The following is a 19,985-nucleotide window of genomic DNA, read 5'->3' on the forward strand; positions in this document are numbered from 1 at the left end:
CCCAAAACCTACTTCAAGGCACCGGACAAAAACTGCTGCAAACGCGCGCTTTTCGGGCGACCGAAAAGCTGGTCCGGAGGGCCTTCTTCTTCGATTACGCCCTGATGCAAAAAGATAACGTGGCTAGACACATGCCGAGCAAATTCCATTTCATGCGTCACCACCACCATCGTTTTCCCTTCCTCCGCAAGCTGTTGCATGATCCGCAACACCTCGCTAACCAGTTCGGGATCGAGCGCCGACGTAGGCTCATCAAATAACAACACTTCCGGCTCCATCGCCAACGCCCGTGCAATGGAAACGCGCTGCTGTTGGCCACCAGAGAGATCCGACGGGTATTTCTGTTGGGCAGAATCCGTAATGCCAACTTTGTTCAGGTAGAACACCGCCCGCTCGCGCGCTTCCGCTTTGCTAAGCCCTAATACCTGAATCGGCGCCTCCATCACGTTCTCCAACACCGTCATGAAGCTCCACAGATTGAAGTGCTGAAACACCATCGTCAGACGCGTCCGCAACATCTGAAGCTGTTTTTTATCAAACACTTTCAGCTGTCCGTCAGTATCTCGCACCATGCGAATTTCCTGATCGCTGACGTAAATCGCCCCTTCGCAGGGTTTTTCCAGAAAATTAATGCAGCGCAGTAAGGTGCTTTTTCCCGAACCGGACGAACCAATAATTGAAATAACGTCACCCGCTTTCGCCTGTAATGAGATCCCTTTCAGCACCTCATGCTGGCCATAGCGTTTACGCAGCTCCGTCACCATCAGTTTGTTATTCGACATGCTCTTTTTCCTGCGTTTAATGGGATGAACGGGTATAAAGATGACGTAACCAGCGCCGTTCCGCCCTTCTGAACAGCCCGATTAACACAAATGAGATCGCCAGATAGATGACGGCAGCGATACCAAACGCATAAAACGGCTGGTAGGTTGTAGCGTTGATATCACGGGCAATCTTCAGAATATCCGGTACGGTCACGGTAAAGGCCAGCGCCGTCGAATGCAGCATCAGAATCACTTCGTTGCTGTAGGCAGGCAGCGCAATACGTAGCGCCCCCGGCAAAATAATACAGCGATACTGCTTAAAGCGAGAGAAGCCGTATGCTCTGGCCGCTTCAATTTCCCCATGCGGCACCGCGCGGATAGCGCCTGCGAAAATCTCGGTCGTATACGCACAGGTATTGAGCGCCAGCGCCAAAATGGCACAGTTCAGCCCGCTACGAAAAAAGGCATTCAGCAGATCAGTGCCGCGCACAATTTCCAGGCTATACACGCCAGAATAGAACACCAGAAGCTGCACATAGAGCGGCGTGCCGCGGAATAAGTAAGTAAATAGCCACACCGGAAAGCTGAACCGGCGTCGCGGCGACACGCGGGCAATCGCCAACGGCAGCGCCATCAATCCGCCGATGACCACCGAAGAAATGAGCAGCCAGAGCGTCATCGCCAGCCCGGTCAGACGGTAACCATCGCTCCACAGTAGCGGCTGCCAATATTGTTGCAGGATCTCACTCATAGTTTACTTTCTTGACTCCCTGCGAATAGTGTCTTTCCAGCCACCACAACACGCCGTTAGAAACGGTGGTAAAAATCAGGTACATCGCCCCGGCAACCAGCGCAAAATAAAACGGCTCATGTGCGCCCTTGCCAGCCAACTGCGTCGCCTTAATCACATCATTCAGGCCAAGCAGTGATACCAACGCCGTTGCTTTCAGGATCACCTGCCAGTTGTTACCAATGCCCGGCAGCGCGAAACGCATCATGGAAGGAAACAAAATACGACGGAACACCTTTATGGGAGAAAAACCGAACGCAACAGCCGCTTCGATTTGTCCGCGCGGCACGGCAAGATAGGCACCACGAAAGGTTTCCGTGAAATACGCGCCGTAAATAAAGCCCAATGTAATAATTCCGGCGCTCAAAGGATCGATGTCAACCTGTGCCATCCCCATCGACTCCGTCACGCCATTTAAGACGATTTGCAGGCCATAGAAAATCAGCAACATCAGCACCAGGTCGGGAATGCCACGGATCAACGTGGTATAGCAGGAAAAACACCCTGCCAGCAGGCGGTTGGAAGACAGCTTCGCCGATGCGCCAATCAGGCCGATAGCTAGCGCCAACAGTAGCGAACTCGCTGCCAGCTCCAGTGTCATGATGGCACCATCCAGAATTAGCTGGGAATAGCCATAGAGCATCAATGATATCCGTTGAAATAGCGGTTAATGGCACGGTACGTCATCGGTCAGGAATACGACACAGAAGGAACGGTCCCGTGCCGTATTACCCTACGATTCCGCTACACAATATCTACGGTGATTAAAGATATATGTATCGTGATAACGATATGCATCGTTGTGGCAGCATTAGCCGCCGTAGACGTCAAAATCGAAGTATTTTTTCGCGAAGGTATCGTAGGTACCGTCTTTACGCATTTCGTCAAAGGCTTTATCCAGCGCAGCTTTCAGCTCGGTATCCGCTTTACGCAGGCCCATCCCCGTCCCCACACCGAAGAATTTGTCATCTTTTACCGCCGGACCAGCAAACGCGTAGTCTTTGCCCATATCAAGCTTCAGGAAGCCTTCGCTTCCCGCCACTTCATCCTGAAAGGCAGCATCGATACGGCCTGCGGTCAGGTCTGCATAAATCAGATCCTGATTTTGATAAGCCACAACCTCAACGCCTTTTGGCTGCCAATTCGCGTTCGCAAATGCCTCCTGCGTCGATGCCTGCAACACACCGACACGCTTGCCGCCCAGAGACGCCAGCGTTGGTTCAATGCTCGCGCCCTTCTTCGCGATCAAACGCGCATTAGCCGCATACAGCTTCTCGGTGAAGGCAATTTCCTGCTGGCGTTTTTCGGTGATAGACAGAGAAGAGATGATGGCATCTATTTTTTTAGCTTTAAGAGAAGGAATTAACGCATCAAAGTCACTTTCCACAAACGTACAGTTAGCCTGAATGCGTTTGCACAGCTCTTTCGCCAGATCGATATCAAACCCAACCAGTTCGCCGCTGGCGTTTTTGGATTCAAAGGGAGCATAGGTAGGATCGGTGCCGATTTTAATGTTCTTAGGAATCTCCGCCATCGCGCTGCCCGCAGCCAGAATGAGTGCCAACGGCAAAACTTTGATCAGTTTCTTCATATTGCTACCTTTATCATGAGTGATTGATGTGTTGTCAATGTCGGAACGATTTATTGCTTTAAAAATGAACGAGATGAATACTATTTGTTTTCTAATGCCGACTATTACCCTTTTCATAGCAGTTTTCATGCCACAATGTACGCAGGGGCGTTGTAAAAAACACATGGGCAATACCTACGAAAAAATAAATAACCAATTGATTATTAAGTATTTTAATTAATATTTTTTGGCGCGCAATAATAAGAATAGATAACATTGCCATGAATACAAAAACTCAAGCGCACCATTTAAGTGCCTTTATGCACAAAATTAGTGCATAGTGATAGAAAAGCACAAAAAAAGTGCAGTAATGCTTTACTGCCCAGAGAGAAGAAAAAGGCGCGTGTTAGCATCTATCCTGCTACGACGCACCTTGCCAACGGATAAAGAGATCTTTCGGCAACTCGATATCAAACTGGTCTAGAATACGATTCACCGTTTGATCGACAATATCCTGCACACTTTCTGGGCGATGGTAGAATGCAGGCACGGGCGGCATGATGATCGCTCCCAGCTCAACGGCGGTGGTCATTAGCCGTAAATGCCCTAAATGCAACGGCGTTTCGCGTACTCCCAGTACCAAAGGGCGACGTTCCTTCAGCACCACATCGGCCGCACGGGTCAATAGGTTATCACTGTAGCTATGCACAATGCCGGACAGGGTTTTTATCGAGCAGGGTAATATCACCATCCCTGCCGTTTTAAACGACCCCGAAGAGACGCTGGCAGCGATATCACGCGTGTCATGCACCACATCGGCCAGCGCTTGTACATCACGCAAACTACAATCCGTTTCTAACGCCAGCGTCTGCCGGGCGGCCTGACTCATGATCAGATGTGTTTCGATACCTTCCAGCGTCTGTAAAACCTGTAGCAGTCGGACGCCGTAAATAACGCCGCTGGCACCGGAAATCCCTACAATGAGTCGCTTCATTCGTACTGCCTCTTGCTGACCGCGTAAGTAAAAACACGGAAAAATCATCTGCGCAAACTTTGCCGCATTGATTAGCGATAAGCAAGGAGAAGCGCCGAAACGCTGTTTTCTCAATACAAATCGTTTTCGATATACGACAAGGGGGAAGACACTTTCGTGCCCTCCCCCTTCAATAAAGCCTTTACGTGCGCCTAGTCATTAACCTTCGTTATGCAATTCCAGATCTTCAACTTCATTCTGGCTGCGCAACGCTTTGGCGTCGTCATTGCGCAAGACTTCCAGATAATCCAGATAGCCTTGATCGACATCCTTCGTCACGTAAATCCCGTTAAACACCGAGCATTCAAACTGAGCAATATCCGGGTTATCTTCACGTGCCGCCTCGATGAGATCGTCGAGATCCTGGAAAATAAGTGCATCAGCGCCAATAATCTTACAGATTTCATCCACTTCACGACCGTGAGCAATCAGTTCATTAGCGCTCGGCATATCAATGCCATATACGTTAGGGAAGCGAATTTCCGGCGCCGCAGAGGCCAGATAAACGCGTTTTGCTCCCGCTTCACGCGCCATTTCCACAATCTGCTCCGACGTGGTACCGCGCACGATGGAGTCATCCACCAGCAGCACGTTTTTGTCACGGAATTCAGCACGGTTGGCGTTCAGTTTACGGCGTACCGATTTCTTACGCGCCTGCTGCCCAGGCATGATAAAGGTACGGCCAACGTAGCGGTTTTTCACAAATCCCTGACGGTACGGCTTGTTGATAATGCGCGCGATTTCCAGCGCGATATCACACGATGTCTCAGGAATAGGGATCACAACATCAATATCGAGATCTTCCCATTGGCGCGCAATCTTTTCACCAAGTTTCTGCCCCATGCGAACACGTGCACTGTAGACCGAGATTTTATCAATGAAAGAGTCTGGGCGAGCGAAGTAGACGTATTCGAACAGGCATGGATTACTCTTTGGATTTTCCGCACACTGGCGGGTAAACAGCTGTCCTTTTTCCGTAATGTAGATCGCTTCTCCCGGCGCCACATCGCGTAAAAATTCAAAGCCCAGTGTATCCAGCGCGACGCTTTCTGACGCCACCATGTATTCGCTACGCCCATCTTCCAGATCGCGCTTACCAATCACCAGCGGACGAATCCCGTTAGGATCGCGAAAGGCCACCATACCGTGACCGATAATCATGCCAACACAGGCATAGGCACCGCGAATTTGCTGATGTGTCGCGGCAACGGCAGCAAAAATATTATCGGCTTCCAGCGGGTAATGTTGGAAACGGTCCAGTTCTCTGGCAAAGATATTCAGCAGAATTTCAGAATCAGACGTGGTGTTAACATGGCGGCGCTCCTGCTCGAACAGCTTCTTACGCAGTTCGTGGGCGTTAGTCAGGTTACCGTTGTGAGCCAACGTGATACCGAACGGAGAGTTGACATAGAAAGGCTGAGCTTCCGAGGCGCTGGAACTGCCCGCAGTTGGATAGCGCACGTGGCCAAGCCCCATGTTGCCCTGTAAGCGTTGCATGTGCCGCGCTTCAAACACATCTTTCACCAGGCCATTGGCCTTACGCAGGCGAAAACAATTAAAGGCATCGATGGTTACAATACCCGCTGCATCCTGCCCACGGTGTTGCAACACCGTTAACGCGTCATAAATCGACTGGTTGACCGGTGTAAAACCGGCGATACCGACAATACCGCACATGGTGTCTTTTCCTCATCAGCGCTACCGCAGCGGTAAATGCTGCGGCAAGAAACTTGACGTGCTTTGCAGGTAGTCAAAAAACCACCTGATAATATAACTGAACTGCGGGATTAACTGGGACTGCTTCCAGTCATCACTTTGTGAAAAACCGGTGAAAGTATCCAGAAAGAATAGCAGTGCGGAAACGATCAGCACCCCGCGCAGCGCACCAAAACAGATGCCCAGAACGCGATCGGTGCCGGATAATCCGGTACGTTCAACCAGCGAACTAATCGCATAGTTGACGATAGCCCCCACAATCAACGTTGCAACAAACAGAATGGCAATCGCAATACCGTTACGCACCAACTCATCATCAAAACGGGTGAAGTAGACCGCGAGGTAAGCGTAGTAGTGGCTGGCGACAAAAAAAGCACATCCCCAGGTTACTAACGACAGCGCTTCACGTACAAACCCCCGGATCAGGCTAACCAGAGCCGAAAATCCGATGATGCCGATAATGACGTAATCAACCCAAACCATGAACTATCCTAATAATGAACGATGCTACCGATAAGCCGCTACGTCATCCTGTTCGCGGCGCATTCTAACAGAAAAAGAAAACGTTTGCGTAGCGTATTTCCGCCGATTTCATCAATAGATAATCAGGCGAAAAAATCGACAACCCATCATGCCTGATTCTATTAATTGTCGGCATAACAAAATCAACAACAACCGTCTTAAAACAGGTTCGGGGCGAAGCATCACGCATGTGAACCCCATCCCCGCGGCCTGTTTCTGTCTATTTACGTGGCAGACGACAGACTAATCCACCTCGTTATTCTCACGTTCAACGACCGTTAACGAACGGAATGCGCACGCACCTGCCCACTTAACCCACTGAGCTGTTTCAACTCACCCAGCGAGGACTCCAGCTTCTGCCTCGAGGCATCTGGCCCCACGTAAATACGGGTGATTTGTCCTGAAACCGGCGTTGACGGAACGGTATACGCGCGATAACCAGAAAGACGCAATTTGGCGACAATTTCATTCACCTTATCCGCGTTTTTCAATGCACCAAGCTGCACAATATAGGCCTGTCCGACTGGCGCTTGCTGGGCCGGTTGGGTTTCAGGCTTCACTTCCGGTTTAGGCTCAGGCTTCGGTTTCACTTCTGGCTTCACCTCAGGTTTTGGTTGATGCTTCGGCACCACCGGCGCAGGGGGCTGAACCGGCGGACGCTCAACCACCACTGGCGGTGCTGTCATGGCCGGCACATTCGTCCCCGAATGAGAAGGTGAAGGCGTCTTCGTCGTCGTGGCAGGCGCGTTGTTTTCAGGTGCTTCTGCTTCCGCACTATTCTGCATCAACGCCTCCGCACCTTCAGGCGGCTGATTGGGCAACGACGGGTTCAGCGCAGGCAGTGGCTCCATCTCATTGCTATCACCCGGTTTAGGAATCAGCGGAATCGACGCAAACTCGTCCTCGTAATGCTTCTTCTTGCCGTCCAGCAGGCCGGGTAAGACGATCACGCCCAGCGCGACCAGAATAACCGTACCCACCAGGCGATTCTGAAATTTACTCGCCATTCGCCTTCTCCTCATCCAGCGCTTCCATCACATACGCTACCGTATGAAAAGATCCACACACAATGACGGTATCCTGCTCCGAGGCCTCGGACATCGCCTGCTGCCAGGCAGTCACGACATCAGGGAAAGATTGGCTGCGCGTCAAGTGCTCAGCAATCTGCTGCGCGGTGGCGCCGCGCGGCCCTTCCAGCGGCGCGCAATACCACTCATCCACCAACGGCGTTAAGTGAGCTAGCGTACCGGCAATATCTTTATCCGACAGCATGCCGATGACAGCACGCACTTTCCCTTTTGTTGGCAACGCGGATAAATGGTTTGCCAGATACGCTGCCGCATGGGGATTGTGTGCAACATCAAGAATCAATCGCGGTGATGCCTGCACCGTCTGAAAACGTCCCGGTAACGCCGCGTGCTGTAACCCCTGTCGAATCGCGTCTTCGCCCACATTGAGCGAAGAATAGTGCAGTGCAGCCAGCGCTGTGGCGGCATTGGCTAATGGAACATTGGGTAATGGCAGACGAGATAATTCACGCTGCTTATCCTGCCAGCTCCACGTCTCACGCTGAACGGAATATTCCCAGTCGCGACCCCGACGGCGCAACAGTGCTCCTTTCTCCGCGGCAACATCAGCAATCGTTCCCGGCATATCCGACTCACCGACAACGGCAGGTCTGCCTTGTCGAAATATCCCGGCTTTCTCACGGCCGATACTTTCGCGATCGCGGCCTAACCAGTCGGTATGGTCGATCGCAATGCTGGTGACGACGGAGACATTCGCATCCACAATATTGGTGGCATCCAGACGCCCGCCCAACCCTACTTCCAGAATGACGACATCCAGATTCGCCTGCTTAAAGAGTTGCAGTGCCGACAGCGTGCCGAATTCAAAATAGGTGAGCGATATCGCCCCTCTTCCTGCTTCGATATCCGCAAACGCCTGAGTGTGCTGCGCTTCAGGCAATTCTTTGCCCTGAATACGCACCCGCTCAGTATAGCGAACAAGATGGGGAGAACTGTACACACCAACCCGCAACCCAGCGGCCAGCAGAATCGATTCCAGCGTACAGCAGGTGGTTCCTTTGCCGTTCGTCCCCGCAACGGTGAAAACCGTTGCGGCAGGCTGTAGCAGTTGGAGATGTTCAGCAACCTGCTTAACGCGCTCCAGACCTAAATCAATGGCCTGCGCGTGCAGGTGCTCAAGATAATGAAGCCACGTAACCAAGGGTGACGTGGCTTGAGGTATTTGAAGAGTATCCATGAGTCCCGTTCACTGGCTTACGGTTCATTGCGGGCTGGGCGTGCGTATGACTACTCGGTCGAGAACGACGTGGTCGAGTACCACACGCCCAGCCCATCATGTCAATTATGCGTCATCCTGTGATGATTCAGACGGCGCATCGCTGCGGATTTCCACGTCATCGTTGCCCGGTTCTGGATGATTCGTCAGTTTGGCAAGAATGGTGGCCAGCTTGTAGCGCATTTCCGGACGACGAACGATCATATCGATCGCCCCTTTTTCAATCAGGAATTCACTGCGCTGGAAGCCCGGCGGCAGTTTTTCACGCACGGTTTGTTCGATAACGCGTGGACCGGCAAAACCGATCAGTGCTTTCGGCTCGGCAATGTTCAGATCGCCCAACATCGCCAGACTCGCGGAAACACCGCCCATCGTCGGGTCAGTCAGCACGGAGATATACGGCAAGCCGCGCTCACGCATTTTTGCCAATGCCGCACTGGTTTTCGCCATTTGCATCAGCGACATCAGCGCTTCCTGCATACGCGCACCGCCACTGGCGGAGAAGCACACCAGCGGGCAGCCGTCTTCCAATGCCTGCTCAACGGCACGCACAAAACGCGCCCCCACAACAGACGCCATTGAGCCCCCCATGAAAGAGAACTCAAACGACGCAGCCACAACTGGCATACCGTACAGCGTGCCTTTCATGACGATCAGCGCATCTTTCTCATCGGACTGTTTCTGCGCAGAAACCAGACGATCTTTATATTTTTTGGAATCCCGGAATTTCAGGACATCCTTCGGTTCCAGTTCGCTTCCCAGCTCAACAGTGCTTTCTTTATCCAGAAACGCCTGTAGGCGGTTACGTGCGGAAAGACGCATGTGGTGATCGCACTTCGGGCAGACCTCCAGATTACGCTCTAGCTCGGCACGATAAAGAACCTGACCGCAGCTATCACATTTTGTCCAGACCCCTTCAGGGATGTTTGCTTTGCGGGTCGGTGTGATGTTGCTTTTGTTAAGAATTCGTTCAATCCAGCTCATTGATAACCTTTCTGCTTGAACCTGGCAAATGCCAGTCCGCTGTTCATGTTATTCCCTGACAACATTGCCAATGAAAAAATGCCTGAGACGCACGACAATCGCGGTACAAAGGCATCGGCACCCAGAGTGTTCCCAAGAACAGACCATAAATGCTGCCCATTAAACCATAACGCTCCGGTACTGTGGATAAAAAACTGGTCAAACCGGATGTTAAAATACTTCACTTATTTCACATTGCCGCGCGCGGTCGCTCTACGATGACGAACAATCTCAATAACGCCCGGCAGGATAGAAAGGAAAATAATCGCGACAATCAGTAATTTCAGATTTTCCTGCACTACCGGTAAATCGCCAAACAGGTAGCCCGCATAGGTGAATGACAGCACCCACAGCAGCGCCCCTATGACATTATAGGCAGCAAAATGCCGATAGCTCATGTGCCCCATCCCGGCGACAAACGGCGCAAATGTTCTCACAATCGGGACAAAGCGCGCCAGAATTATCGTTTTTCCGCCGTGACGCGCGTAAAACGCATGCGTTTTATCCAGATAGCTGCGACGGAAAATCTTCGAGTTCGGGTTGCTAAACAGCTTTTCACCGAACAGTCGCCCAATCGTGTAGTTCACTGCATCACCTGTAATCGCGGCAACGATCATCAGGAACACCATCGTGTGCACATTCAGATCGTTCGACGGCAACGCCGCCAGCGCCCCTGCGACAAACAGTAACGAATCTCCCGGCAGAAACGGCGTCACCACCAGCCCGGTCTCACAGAACAGAATCAGGAACAAAATGGCATAAACCCAAACACCATATTGCGCCACCAGTTCCGCCAGATGAACGTCAATGTGCAGAATAAAATCAATAATAAACTGTATGAATTCCATCACAACATCTTCTCCCCAAAGTGTTATATCGATCGCACGCGGTCGATATACGCAAGGCAGCCGGAATTCCCGCGTTGCCTTGCGTATAGCACGCCAAACAGCATTGCTCTTAATACGCACCGCGCGCGGCCTGTTGACCTACGGCCATCTGACCGCGTGCGATACGACAAAAACGCGTAAATCACACCAATAAGCACTAGTCAGCCAAAAAGAGCGGGCCCATCGTGGGCTGTGGCAAGGCAAAACGCGCTGGGTAATCCACCGCCACTAAATACAACCCTTCGGCTCTGGCCGTCGCGGCCGCCAGCGTACGATCTTTGGCCGCCAGCAGTTCTGCAATCCACGACTCCGGGCGATTGCCACAACCGACCTCCATCAGGCTACCAACGATATTACGCACCATATGATGAACGAACGCATTGGCCTTAATATCTACCACGATATAGTCACCGTGACGTGTAACCTTTAAATGATTTACATTGCGCCACGGCGTGCGCGACTGGCACTGCACAGCCCGAAAAGAGGTGAAATCATTTTCACCCAACAGGCACTGTCCAGCCCGTTCCATACGCGTCACGTCCAGTGGGTGATAAAAATGCGTCACACCGTGGGCGAGCACCGCAGGGCGGTAGCGGTGATTATAGATGACATAACGATAACGACGTGCCGTGGCGCTGAAACGCGCATGAAAATCCTCATCCACCGTTTTCACCCAACGCACGGCGATATCCGGCGGTAAATTCGCATTCACGCCCATCGTCCAGGCCGCGTCTTTCCTGATGGCGTGCGTAGTAAAATGCACAACCTGCCCGGTGCCGTGAACGCCAGCATCGGTTCGGCCGGCGCAAAACACCTCTATCGGTTCATCCGCCACTTTGCTCAGCGCTTTTTCAAGGCAGGCCTGCACGCTGGCCACTTCAGCCTGACGCTGCCAGCCATAATAACGGCTACCGTCATACTCAATGCCTAACGCGATTTTCAGCGGGGCACGCTCGTTTTCCGCAACGGCGTCAACCTGAATAACTTCCGCCTGAGTGGTTTCCGACATTACCCAAGATACTCCTGCACCAGACGTTCTGCGGTTTCCACCGCCATCAGCGCACCACCAAAGCGAGCGTTATCGGCAACTGACCAGAATTGCAGCAGTTCAGGAATACCGTAATCGTTACGCAGACAGCCTACACTCAGTTGTCCATTGCCTGACGCATCGCCAACCTGCGTTGGGTAATCCTGCTCGTCGCTGACCTGAATATTTCCGGCGTTGAGTAATTCGTCACGCGCTTCTTCCGCAGACAGCGGGCGCAGTGATTCAAGATGAACAATCTGCGCGTGGCCATAGAACACAGGAGACTGAATACAGGTCACTGAAATCGGCAACCCTTCGTCCTGCAAGACCTTACGCACCTGCTCCACCAGACGCCGTTCCTCACGTACGCTGCCAGCGTCATCCGGCAGTAGAGGCAACAGATTGAACGCCAGTTGTTTCGGGAAAATGCCTTCTTCGGGGGGAATACCGTTCAGCAAACGGGCACTTTGCCCGGCCAGATCGTCCACCGCCGCTTTACCGAGGGCAGAAACCGACAGCATACTGACGACATGCAGGCGTGAAAGCCCTGCGGCATCGGTCATCGGTTTAATCGCCGTCAGCAGTTGGCTGGTCAGGCTGTCCGCCACTGCCACAATATTACGGTTACGATAATCTGCCAGCGTATGTGCATTCACGCCGGGCACCACCAGCGGGACATCCGGCTCCAGCGCAAACAGACCACTGCTGTCGATAACCAGACAGCCCGCGTCCCCCGCTTCTTCCGCATAGCGGGCGCTAACATCCTGGCCCGCGACAAAAAACGCCAATTGCGTCTGTGACCAGTCAAAATCCGCCACATCGGTGACCAGACAGGATTTGCCGTTAAAACGTATGGTTTCACCCGCGCTACGTTCGCTGGCCAGCGGATACAGTTCACCCACCGGGAATTCACGTTCCTGCAATAATTCCAGTAACGCCGTGCCTACTGCGCCCGTTGCGCCCAGCAGAGCAATATTCCAGCCGTCAGACATTTGGTTCTCTCCCAAATTTTGAATGAAACACAAAACATGAATGAAACCGACAGACGATAGAGACGCAGCCTGTCGGTTCATGAATAAAGAGTGATGCTTGTTCGACGCATCCGCCAACGGAGGACCTAAGCGGCTTCCGTTAACGTGCATTCCGCACTGACGCCGTGAACCCCAGCGCGTTCAGGCAATCTGCGCTGTCAGCATCGGCGCAGATAACATGAAGTGACGACCATTCGCGTCGTTCCTGATAATGTTTGCGCAGGCGATCGAACTCACCGTCCTGATACGCAACGTGGCGCAGCAGTGCATCGTCCCGGCGCACATCATACACCAGATGCACCAGACGTTTTAGCAGCACCTCATCCAGCGGTACGGTCAGTGTCACTTCGGCAAACTCTGGCTCAGGCAAAAGCGATGAAAGCGCCACCTGCTGCGGGGTCCCGATAAACTCGCTCCAGGCTTCAAAAACCTGCGTAGTGCCACGCGCCTTCCCTTCCAGCGTATAACCGGCGATATGCGCCGTGCCAATATCGACTCGCGCCAGTAGATCGGTCGATAATTCTGGCTCAGGCTCCCAGACATCAAGAATGACGCTGAGTTTTTTACCCCGTTGCAACGCCTCAAGCAGTGCCGCATTGTCCAGCACCGCGCCGCGACAGGCGTTAATCAGAATACGTCCGTCCGCAAAGGCGTCCAACACATTGGCATCAACCAAATGATGGGTTCGGTATGGCCCGTCGAGATACAGCGGCGTATGCAGCGTCAGGATGTCAGCATCGCGCACCAGCGTCTCTAGCGGCAGGAAATCCCCCGCATCACCGCGATCGGCACGCGGCGGATCGCACAGCAGTGTTTTAACCCCCCAGGCTTTCAAGCGCGCATCCAGACGTCTGCCAACGTTCCCCACGCCAACAATCCCTACAGTTTTATCACGCAGTTGGAAACCATCACGCTCGGCCAGCATCAGCAAAGAAGAAAATACGTATTCCACCACCGCAATGGCATTGCAGCCAGGTGCAGCGGAAAACGCGATACCGTTAGCAGTAAGCCAGGTATCATCAACATGATCGGTACCTGCCGTCGCACTACCGACAAATTTTATCGCCGAACCCGACAGCAGATCTGCGTTCACCTTCGTGACCGAGCGCACCATCAGCGCATCCGCATCTGCCAACAGATCGCGCGGTAAAGGGCGTCCCGGCACGGCCTGCACCTCACCCAGACGGCTAAAAAGCTCGCGGGCATACGGCATGTTCTCATCAACCAGAATCTTCATTGTCTTCTCCGACATCGGTAGCCAGCCTAAAAAAGCGGGGAGATATTTTGCCACCGAATGATGCAGAAACCCAAGGCAATTACGACACGACGTCTTTCCGCTATCAGTTCACATCTAATGAAGGCCTTACAAGAGGGGAATCATAGACAGCCAATCGCCATACAAGGTTGATAGCCGCCACATGGCTCTGTTATGTTGTTTGCCAATGTCGCACTTGCCCCATTTTTATCTACCAGACTGGCAATGGATACGTTTTCCGTCTGGTCTGTTATGAGAAATCCAACGTTGAACGCCCTATTTCCTACTATTGCCGTCCTGATCTGGTCAATTAACGTCATCGTTAACAAACTCTCTGCGAACGTCATCGATCCAACCGCTATCTCGTTTTATCGCTGGCTACTGGCATTCCTCGTCATGACGCCATTCATGCTGCCAACCCTGCGTCACCATGTGACGGCCATTCGTCAACATGCTTGGAAACTGCTGGTGTTGGGGTTTCTCGGCATGGTGTTGTATCAGAGCCTGGCCTACTATGCGGCACACACTATCAGCGCAGTGATGATGGGAATCATGGGATCATTAGTGCCGCTCCTTACTGTTGTGCTCAGCATCCCTCTGCTACGTCTGGCCCCGACGCTGGGTGTCCTGCTCGGTAGCCTGCTATCGATGGCGGGAATTGTCTGGCTGATCGGTGCGGGGCATCCTGAGCAGATTCTGGCGCAGGGCATCGGCCCCGGTGAATTCATGATGTTTTGCGCCTCATTGTCCTATGCGCTTTATGGCGTATTAACCAAACGCTGGAACATCCCACTGCCCAATTGGGTTTCGCTCTATGTGCAAATTGCCTTTGGTGTGGTGTTGCTGGTGCCCAATTTCCTGCTGACGGACAATGTGCAACTCAACGGTCAAAATCTGCCGCTGGTGATTTTCGCTGGCATCATGGCTTCAATCATCGCGCCTTTTTTGTGGATTCAGGGGGTTATGCGTCTGGGAGCCAATAAGGCCGCCATCTTTATGAATCTGACGCCGATCTTTACGGCAATGATTGCGATTGGTTTGCTGAACGAACCATTACATCACTATCATCTGGTTGGCGGTGGCATCACGCTACTCGGTGTTATCCTCGCCCAACGTTTGCGCATTCCGCCAGGACGTCCCACCTAAGTGCCCTGCCCACCCACGATATTCGTGCTGTTTTAAGCGATGCAGACTATCGGCCGCCACTGGAGATTGCTATGATTCATCTCAATCATGACGGCAGTGAGGATAACCGAGATGCAACCTGTAAGCGGCCCAGGAGCCCCGCTGCCCGGCGAACGTTCGGTTACTCAAGCACCGACGTCGTCAACCTCTGCATCATCAACGCCTAACGCCGCAGGTTCGGCCAATAGCGATCGGCCCCTGACATTGGCACAACGGACAACGCTGGAAAATCTGGTGCTTAAAGTTGCCGCACTGACAACGTCAAAGGCATCGGAAGTCTGGACGACGGTAAAGCAAGGATTAGGTCTGGCAGAAAATAATGAGCTGTTGTCCCACCATTACCGACCTGCCGAACAAATACTCCAGACGCGTTTAACGCAGGCACAAGATAGCGGTGGGCGTCAGCAGTTGCTTCAACGCCTGACAGATATGCTGTCTCAGGGGAATAATCGTCAGGCAGTCAGCGATTTCATCCAGCAGCGTTTCGGTAGCACCACACTCAGCGCACTGAATAAAGCACAGCTACAGCAGGTGGTTACCCTGCTGCAAAGCGGGCAAATTCCGCAATCAACCGCGTCAACGACCACACCACAAGCGGCTCAGGCAGCCAACTCGCCCGAACGCCCGCTTTCCCCAGCAGAGCAACGAGGCTTGAATCAGTTAATCACCCGGTTAGCGACCATGACGGGGGAACAACCTGCGAGGGTGCTAACCAACCTGATGATGATGCAGAATCTTAACGCGGGCGATGCTATTCCGTTAAAACATCTGCCGCTGCTCACACAGTTTTTGCACGCGCAGGTTGAGCTGCAACAGACGCAGATGCGGCTTCGTGCCACCTCGCCAGAGACCAGCATGATTAACGCGACCAATGCGAGTCCGTCATCAACGAATCCATTGCCACAGCCATTGTCGTCACAGAATACGCTACTTTCTCCGAACCTCGCCCCGTTGCAGGCGCTGTTACCACAGCCGCTGACCGTGCAGGAACAGCACTTATTGATGGATTACACGCAAAATCGCTTCAATATCGGATTACAAACCCCGCTGACGCCGATGCAGGTCAGCGATTTGCTGACATTCCTGTTTACGCAACGCATTCAGCGTGCACAGGAAACGGATTGGGCAACGACGTCGTCACTGCTGCACCCGCTGTTTAATCCTCTGATTGCCTCATTGCCGCTCAGTTGGCAATCCCTATTCCATAAACCCATGTTTCTGGTGATTGTCAGCACGTGCGTGGCGGCATTTCTGCTTTGGGTGTTGATCTAAAAATCTCTCCCATTAAAACAAACATTGGGTCACCACTTGCGCCAACAAAAAACCCCGTGGCTTACGCCAACGGGGTTTATATCTATCAATGAGATAACGTGATTAGTTATCGAGTTTTCTCATGACCAGCGTCGCATTCGTACCACCAAAACCGAAGCTGTTAGACATCACCGTAGTCAGTTTGCGTTCCGTCGGCTCAGTGACAATGTTCAGGCCCGCCGCTTGCTCATCCAGCGTTTCTACGTTGATGCTCGGTGCAATAAATCCATGTTCCAACATCAGCAGCGAATAAATGGCTTCCTGAACGCCTGCGGCGCCCAGAGAGTGGCCCGTCATGGCTTTGGTTGCAGAAATCGCTGGCGAATGATCGCCAAACACTTCACGGATCGCCCCCAACTCCTTCACATCGCCCACTGGCGTAGAAGTGCCATGAGAGTTCAGGTAATCAATCGGGGTATCCACACCGTTCATCGCCATCTTCATACAGCGAACGGCACCTTCTCCCGATGGAGCAACCATGTCTGCACCGTCAGATGTCGCGCCGTAGCCGACGATTTCTGCGTAGATATGTGCCCCACGCGCCAGCGCGTGTTCCAATTCTTCGACAACGACCATACCGCCACCGCCTGCAATCACAAAGCCATCACGGCCAGCATCATAGGTACGGGAAGCTTTTTCCGGCGTTTCATTGTATTTGGTTGACAGCGCGCCCATCGCGTCAAACTCACAGGCCAGTTCCCAGCACAGCTCTTCAGCACCGCCAGCGAACACGATATCCTGTTTGCCCATCTGGATTTGCTCAACGGCATTACCGATACAGTGTGCGGAGGTCGCACAGGCAGAGCTGATAGAGTAGTTCACGCCGTGAATTTTGAATGGGGTTGCCAGACACGCGGAGACCGCTGAACCCATTGATTTGGTTACCACATAAGGACCAACAGCTTTCAGACCACGCGGGCTACGCATGGCGTCGGCACCAAACACCTGATAGCGCGCAGAACCGCCAGAACCAGCAATCAGTCCAACGCGTGGGTTATTCTGATATACCTCATCTGACAGTCCTGAATCCTGAATCGCCTGCTCCATGGATAAGTAGGCATAAATCGATGCATCACTCATAAAACGCACAACTTTGCGATCGATGAGGCCCGTGGTGTCCAGTTTGACATTTCCCCAGACGTGACTACGCATACCGGAATCTTTCAGCTCTTGAGAGAAAGTAATACCCGAGCGGCCTTCCCGCAATGATGCCAGAACTTCCTGCTGGTTATTACCGATGCTTGATACGATCCCCAGGCCAGTAATCACTGCACGTTTCATTTAATACCTCTTCTTCCACTTATAGAGTTTGGGATTTCGCTTCGCACTTTAGCGTACAGTTGTAAGCTGAACAAGTCCGATCAGCCGAACTATCGGGAATTATCGCTAAATTTGCACCACGATATTCCGCCCGTTAAAATCTCGCTATCACTTGAATAATGAGCTTTTGCCGTGACGAACCTTCCCATCCAGCACGCGTCGTTAAGTTGGAACGCTCAGGGTACACCTGTATCGCAACAGTTTGATGACGTCTATTTTTCGAATCAGGATGGGTTGGCTGAGACCCGTTATGTATTTTTAAAGGGCAATCAGTTTCCCGAGCGTTTTGTCACACATCCGCGTACTGCCTGCGTAGTAGCAGAAACCGGCTTTGGCACTGGCCTGAATTTTCTCACGCTGTGGCAAGCCTTTGCCGCGTTTCGCCAACAGCAGCCACAAGCGACATTACGTCACCTGCATTTCATTAGCTTCGAGAAATTCCCCTTGCGTCGGCATGATTTGGCTGCCGCACACGCGCAGTGGCCGGAGTTAGCCGCATTCGCAGATGAACTGCGAGAGCAATGGCCTCTACCGCTGCCGGGGTGCCATCGCCTGATTCTGGCGCAGGGCAGTATCACGCTCGATTTGTGGTTCGGTGACGTCAACGCTTTACTTCCTGAGCTGGATGACACCCAGAATCATCAAGTCGATGCCTGGTTCTTGGACGGCTTCGCGCCGTCCAAGAACCCGGATATGTGGACAGAGCATCTGTTTCAGGCAATGGCACGTCTGTGCCGTAAAGAAGGCACGTTTTCCACCTTTACCGCCGCGGGCTTTGTGCGCCGCGGTCTGCAACAGGCCGGGTTTCAGGTCAGCAAAATCAAAGGATTCGGGCAGAAGCGGGAAATGCTGAGCGGCATTTTACCCGACGCCCTTCCCACGTCCTCATCAACGCCGTGGTTTGCGCGCCCTGCTGCCAGTGCGACTGACGATATTGCGATTATCGGAGGCGGTATTGCCAGCGTACTCACCGCACTGGCTTTGCAACGTCGCGGCGCGAACGTCACGCTCTACTGCGAGGAAGCGCAGCCTGCCACTGGCGCATCCGGCAATCGTCAGGGCGCACTGTATCCGCTGTTGAATAACCGACACGATGCGGTATCCCGCTTTTTCTCCCTCGCGTTTGATTTTGCCCGCCGCCACTACACGTCGCTGGCGCAACAAGGGCTGACATTTGGGCACCAGTGGTGTGGCGTCACCCAGCTTGCCTGGGATGAAAAAAGTGCACGTAAGATCGAGCAAATTCTGCAAGGAGAATGGCCGGAAGAGTTGGTCGTGAGCGTAGATGCGCAGCAACTGGAAAAACAGAGCGGCCTGAATCCCGGCATAGACGGCATCACCTATCCCGACGGCGGCTGGCTGTGCCCGGCGGAGCTGACAGCATCAGCACTAAAGCTGGCAGAGCAAAACGGCCTATTGATACACATGAACTCCGCCGTTTCTGCACTGGAGAAAACCGATAACGGCTGGGCGCTTACCCTGAGCAGCGGCCAGCGGGTACATCATGTGGTCGTGGTGCTGGCGAACGGTTATCGCATTACCGACTGGTCGCAAACCCACCGCTTGCCTGCCTACGCCGTGCGCGGGCAGGTCAGCCATATTCCCACCAATCCTGTGTTAGGGCAGTTAAAACAGGTGCTGTGCTACGACGGCTACCTGACGCCAGTCAGCCCACGTCATCAGACGCACTGCATCGGAGCAAGCTATGTGCGGGGAGAAACGTGCTGTGATTATCGGGAAGCCGAGCAGCAAGAGAACCGCCAACGGCTGCTGAATTGCTTGCCCAACGCAGAGTGGGTCAAGACGATCGACGTCAGCGATGCGCAGGCACGTCAAGGCGTTCGCTGCGCGCTGCGCGACCATCTACCGCTCTTAGGGGCCGTGCCAGACTACGAACAAACGCTGACAGAATATGGAGATCGACTGCATCCCCAGCATCGTGCCGATGTAGTACCAAACGCCCCTTGCTGGCAGGATCTGTTTATTATCGGCGCGTTAGGTTCACGCGGGCTCTGCTCCGCCCCACTCGCCGCAGAAATTTTGGCTTCGCAGATCTATGGCGAACCTCAGCCGCTGGATCGTGATACGCTCGCTTCGCTAAACCCGAATCGTTTCTGGATAAGAAAACTGCTGAAAGGTAAACCCGTAAATCAGGATTAACGGGGAAGAAAATGTGCTGGCTCGACTACATGAGCACGTAACGCCAGCACTGACAGATTAACAGATTAACGATTAGCCCACATGAAA

At 52.9% G+C, this 19,985-nt stretch carries 18 protein-coding genes; 3 read left to right on the forward strand and 15 right to left on the reverse strand.

Going from position 1 to position 19,985, the window contains the following annotated elements:
• Positions 1 to 8 precede the first annotated feature (8 nt).
• From hisP to pdxB, 14 genes are all read right to left on the reverse strand, one after another.
• Positions 9 to 782 (reverse strand): histidine ABC transporter ATP-binding protein HisP, encoded by a 774-nt coding sequence (gene hisP / locus ACKQAD_RS03520; protein WP_409158870.1) that lies wholly within the window; start codon positions 780 to 782, stop codon positions 9 to 11.
• Positions 783 to 798: 16 nt separating this feature from the next.
• Entirely contained in the window at positions 799 to 1,515 is a 717-nt protein-coding gene (locus tag ACKQAD_RS03525) for an ABC transporter permease (protein WP_409158871.1), read from the reverse strand.
• Complete coding sequence (locus tag ACKQAD_RS03530) at positions 1,508 to 2,197, reverse strand: histidine ABC transporter permease HisQ (protein ID WP_409158872.1); 690 nt, start codon at positions 2,195 to 2,197, stop codon at positions 1,508 to 1,510. Before ACKQAD_RS03530 ends, ACKQAD_RS03525 begins: the two co-directional genes overlap by 8 nt.
• Positions 2,198 to 2,365: 168 nt before the next feature.
• Positions 2,366 to 3,145: a lysine/arginine/ornithine ABC transporter substrate-binding protein gene (locus ACKQAD_RS03535; protein ID WP_409158873.1), complete on the reverse strand. Its 780-nt coding sequence runs from the start codon at positions 3,143 to 3,145 to the stop codon at positions 2,366 to 2,368.
• Between the two features lie 400 nt (positions 3,146 to 3,545).
• Positions 3,546 to 4,118 carry a UbiX family flavin prenyltransferase gene (locus ACKQAD_RS03540; RefSeq protein ID WP_409158874.1) on the reverse strand — a complete coding sequence of 191 codons (573 nt, stop codon included), beginning with the start codon at positions 4,116 to 4,118 and terminating at the stop codon, positions 3,546 to 3,548.
• 198 nt (positions 4,119 to 4,316) lie between these two features.
• A complete protein-coding gene (gene purF / locus ACKQAD_RS03545) occupies positions 4,317 to 5,834 on the reverse strand; it encodes an amidophosphoribosyltransferase (RefSeq protein ID WP_409158875.1) in 1,518 nt (505 codons plus the stop codon).
• Positions 5,835 to 5,855: 21 nt separating this feature from the next.
• On the reverse strand, positions 5,856 to 6,356 hold the full coding sequence (gene cvpA, locus ACKQAD_RS03550; protein ID WP_180741931.1) for a colicin V production protein: 501 nt from the start codon (positions 6,354 to 6,356) through the stop codon (positions 5,856 to 5,858).
• Between the two features lie 317 nt (positions 6,357 to 6,673).
• Entirely contained in the window at positions 6,674 to 7,402 is a 729-nt protein-coding gene (gene dedD, locus ACKQAD_RS03555) for a cell division protein DedD (protein WP_409158876.1), read from the reverse strand.
• The gene (gene folC / locus ACKQAD_RS03560) at positions 7,392 to 8,660 is read right to left on the reverse strand and encodes a bifunctional tetrahydrofolate synthase/dihydrofolate synthase (protein ID WP_409158877.1); all 1,269 of its coding nucleotides are present in this window, start codon (positions 8,658 to 8,660) and stop codon (positions 7,392 to 7,394) included. The genes dedD and folC overlap by 11 nt, the downstream gene beginning before the upstream one ends.
• Before the next feature lie 105 nt (positions 8,661 to 8,765).
• Positions 8,766 to 9,683 (reverse strand): acetyl-CoA carboxylase, carboxyltransferase subunit beta, encoded by a 918-nt coding sequence (gene accD, locus ACKQAD_RS03565; RefSeq protein ID WP_180741928.1) that lies wholly within the window; start codon positions 9,681 to 9,683, stop codon positions 8,766 to 8,768.
• Positions 9,684 to 9,907: 224 nt separating this feature from the next.
• Positions 9,908 to 10,570 carry a DedA family protein gene (locus ACKQAD_RS03570; protein ID WP_409158987.1) on the reverse strand — a complete coding sequence of 221 codons (663 nt, stop codon included), beginning with the start codon at positions 10,568 to 10,570 and terminating at the stop codon, positions 9,908 to 9,910.
• Positions 10,571 to 10,766: 196 nt separating this feature from the next.
• Entirely contained in the window at positions 10,767 to 11,618 is an 852-nt protein-coding gene (gene truA / locus ACKQAD_RS03575) for a tRNA pseudouridine(38-40) synthase TruA (protein ID WP_409158878.1), read from the reverse strand.
• A complete protein-coding gene (locus tag ACKQAD_RS03580; RefSeq protein WP_409158879.1) occupies positions 11,618 to 12,628 on the reverse strand; it encodes an aspartate-semialdehyde dehydrogenase in 1,011 nt (336 codons plus the stop codon). The genes truA and ACKQAD_RS03580 overlap by 1 nt, the downstream gene beginning before the upstream one ends.
• A gap of 139 nt (positions 12,629 to 12,767) precedes the next feature.
• On the reverse strand, positions 12,768 to 13,904 hold the full coding sequence (gene pdxB / locus ACKQAD_RS03585; protein WP_409158880.1) for a 4-phosphoerythronate dehydrogenase PdxB: 1,137 nt from the start codon (positions 13,902 to 13,904) through the stop codon (positions 12,768 to 12,770).
• A gap of 192 nt (positions 13,905 to 14,096) precedes the next feature.
• Here pdxB and ACKQAD_RS03590 point away from each other — a divergent pair, with 192 nt between their 5' ends.
• Together ACKQAD_RS03590 and flk are read left to right on the forward strand one after the other, a co-directional pair.
• Positions 14,097 to 15,068 carry a DMT family transporter gene (locus ACKQAD_RS03590; RefSeq protein WP_409158881.1) on the forward strand — a complete coding sequence of 324 codons (972 nt, stop codon included), beginning with the start codon at positions 14,097 to 14,099 and terminating at the stop codon, positions 15,066 to 15,068.
• Between the two features lie 111 nt (positions 15,069 to 15,179).
• Entirely contained in the window at positions 15,180 to 16,379 is a 1,200-nt protein-coding gene (flk, locus tag ACKQAD_RS03595; protein ID WP_409158882.1) for a flagella biosynthesis regulator Flk, read from the forward strand.
• Between the two features lie 102 nt (positions 16,380 to 16,481).
• On the opposite strand, the gene fabB is transcribed toward flk, so the two are convergent.
• On the reverse strand, positions 16,482 to 17,699 hold the full coding sequence (gene fabB, locus ACKQAD_RS03600; RefSeq protein ID WP_409158883.1) for a beta-ketoacyl-ACP synthase I: 1,218 nt from the start codon (positions 17,697 to 17,699) through the stop codon (positions 16,482 to 16,484).
• Positions 17,700 to 17,870: 171 nt separating this feature from the next.
• Between fabB and mnmC the strand changes: the two genes are divergently transcribed.
• A complete protein-coding gene (gene mnmC / locus ACKQAD_RS03605) occupies positions 17,871 to 19,898 on the forward strand; it encodes a bifunctional tRNA (5-methylaminomethyl-2-thiouridine)(34)-methyltransferase MnmC2/FAD-dependent 5-carboxymethylaminomethyl-2-thiouridine(34) oxidoreductase MnmC1 (protein ID WP_409158884.1) in 2,028 nt (675 codons plus the stop codon).
• The last annotated feature ends 87 nt before the right edge of the window (positions 19,899 to 19,985 follow it).

The organism is Pectobacterium artocarpous (assembly GCF_046159765.1).
In the GTDB taxonomy this organism is placed as follows: Bacteria; Pseudomonadota; Gammaproteobacteria; order Enterobacterales; family Enterobacteriaceae; genus Pectobacterium.

Excerpts from the sequence above, each read along its gene's own strand:
- flk (WP_409158882.1), top strand. The coding sequence starts at position 15,180 with ATGCAACCTGTAAGCGGCCCAGGAGCCCCGCTGCCCGGCGAACGTTCG.
- dedD (WP_409158876.1), bottom strand. The coding sequence starts at position 7,402 with ATGGCGAGTAAATTTCAGAATCGCCTGGTGGGTACGGTTATTCTGGTC.
- hisP (WP_409158870.1), bottom strand. The coding sequence starts at position 782 with ATGTCGAATAACAAACTGATGGTGACGGAGCTGCGTAAACGCTATGGC.
- ACKQAD_RS03540 (WP_409158874.1), bottom strand. The coding sequence starts at position 4,118 with ATGAAGCGACTCATTGTAGGGATTTCCGGTGCCAGCGGCGTTATTTAC.
- pdxB (WP_409158880.1), bottom strand. The coding sequence starts at position 13,904 with ATGAAGATTCTGGTTGATGAGAACATGCCGTATGCCCGCGAGCTTTTT.
- ACKQAD_RS03590 (WP_409158881.1), top strand. The coding sequence starts at position 14,097 with ATGTTGTTTGCCAATGTCGCACTTGCCCCATTTTTATCTACCAGACTG.
- purF (WP_409158875.1), bottom strand. The coding sequence starts at position 5,834 with ATGTGCGGTATTGTCGGTATCGCCGGTTTTACACCGGTCAACCAGTCG.
- accD (WP_180741928.1), bottom strand. The coding sequence starts at position 9,683 with ATGAGCTGGATTGAACGAATTCTTAACAAAAGCAACATCACACCGACC.
- folC (WP_409158877.1), bottom strand. The coding sequence starts at position 8,660 with ATGGATACTCTTCAAATACCTCAAGCCACGTCACCCTTGGTTACGTGG.
- cvpA (WP_180741931.1), bottom strand. The coding sequence starts at position 6,356 with ATGGTTTGGGTTGATTACGTCATTATCGGCATCATCGGATTTTCGGCT.
- ACKQAD_RS03570 (WP_409158987.1), bottom strand. The coding sequence starts at position 10,570 with ATGGAATTCATACAGTTTATTATTGATTTTATTCTGCACATTGACGTT.
- ACKQAD_RS03530 (WP_409158872.1), bottom strand. The coding sequence starts at position 2,197 with ATGCTCTATGGCTATTCCCAGCTAATTCTGGATGGTGCCATCATGACA.
- truA (WP_409158878.1), bottom strand. The coding sequence starts at position 11,618 with ATGTCGGAAACCACTCAGGCGGAAGTTATTCAGGTTGACGCCGTTGCG.
- fabB (WP_409158883.1), bottom strand. The coding sequence starts at position 17,699 with ATGAAACGTGCAGTGATTACTGGCCTGGGGATCGTATCAAGCATCGGT.
- ACKQAD_RS03580 (WP_409158879.1), bottom strand. The coding sequence starts at position 12,628 with ATGTCTGACGGCTGGAATATTGCTCTGCTGGGCGCAACGGGCGCAGTA.
- ACKQAD_RS03525 (WP_409158871.1), bottom strand. The coding sequence starts at position 1,515 with ATGAGTGAGATCCTGCAACAATATTGGCAGCCGCTACTGTGGAGCGAT.
- ACKQAD_RS03535 (WP_409158873.1), bottom strand. The coding sequence starts at position 3,145 with ATGAAGAAACTGATCAAAGTTTTGCCGTTGGCACTCATTCTGGCTGCG.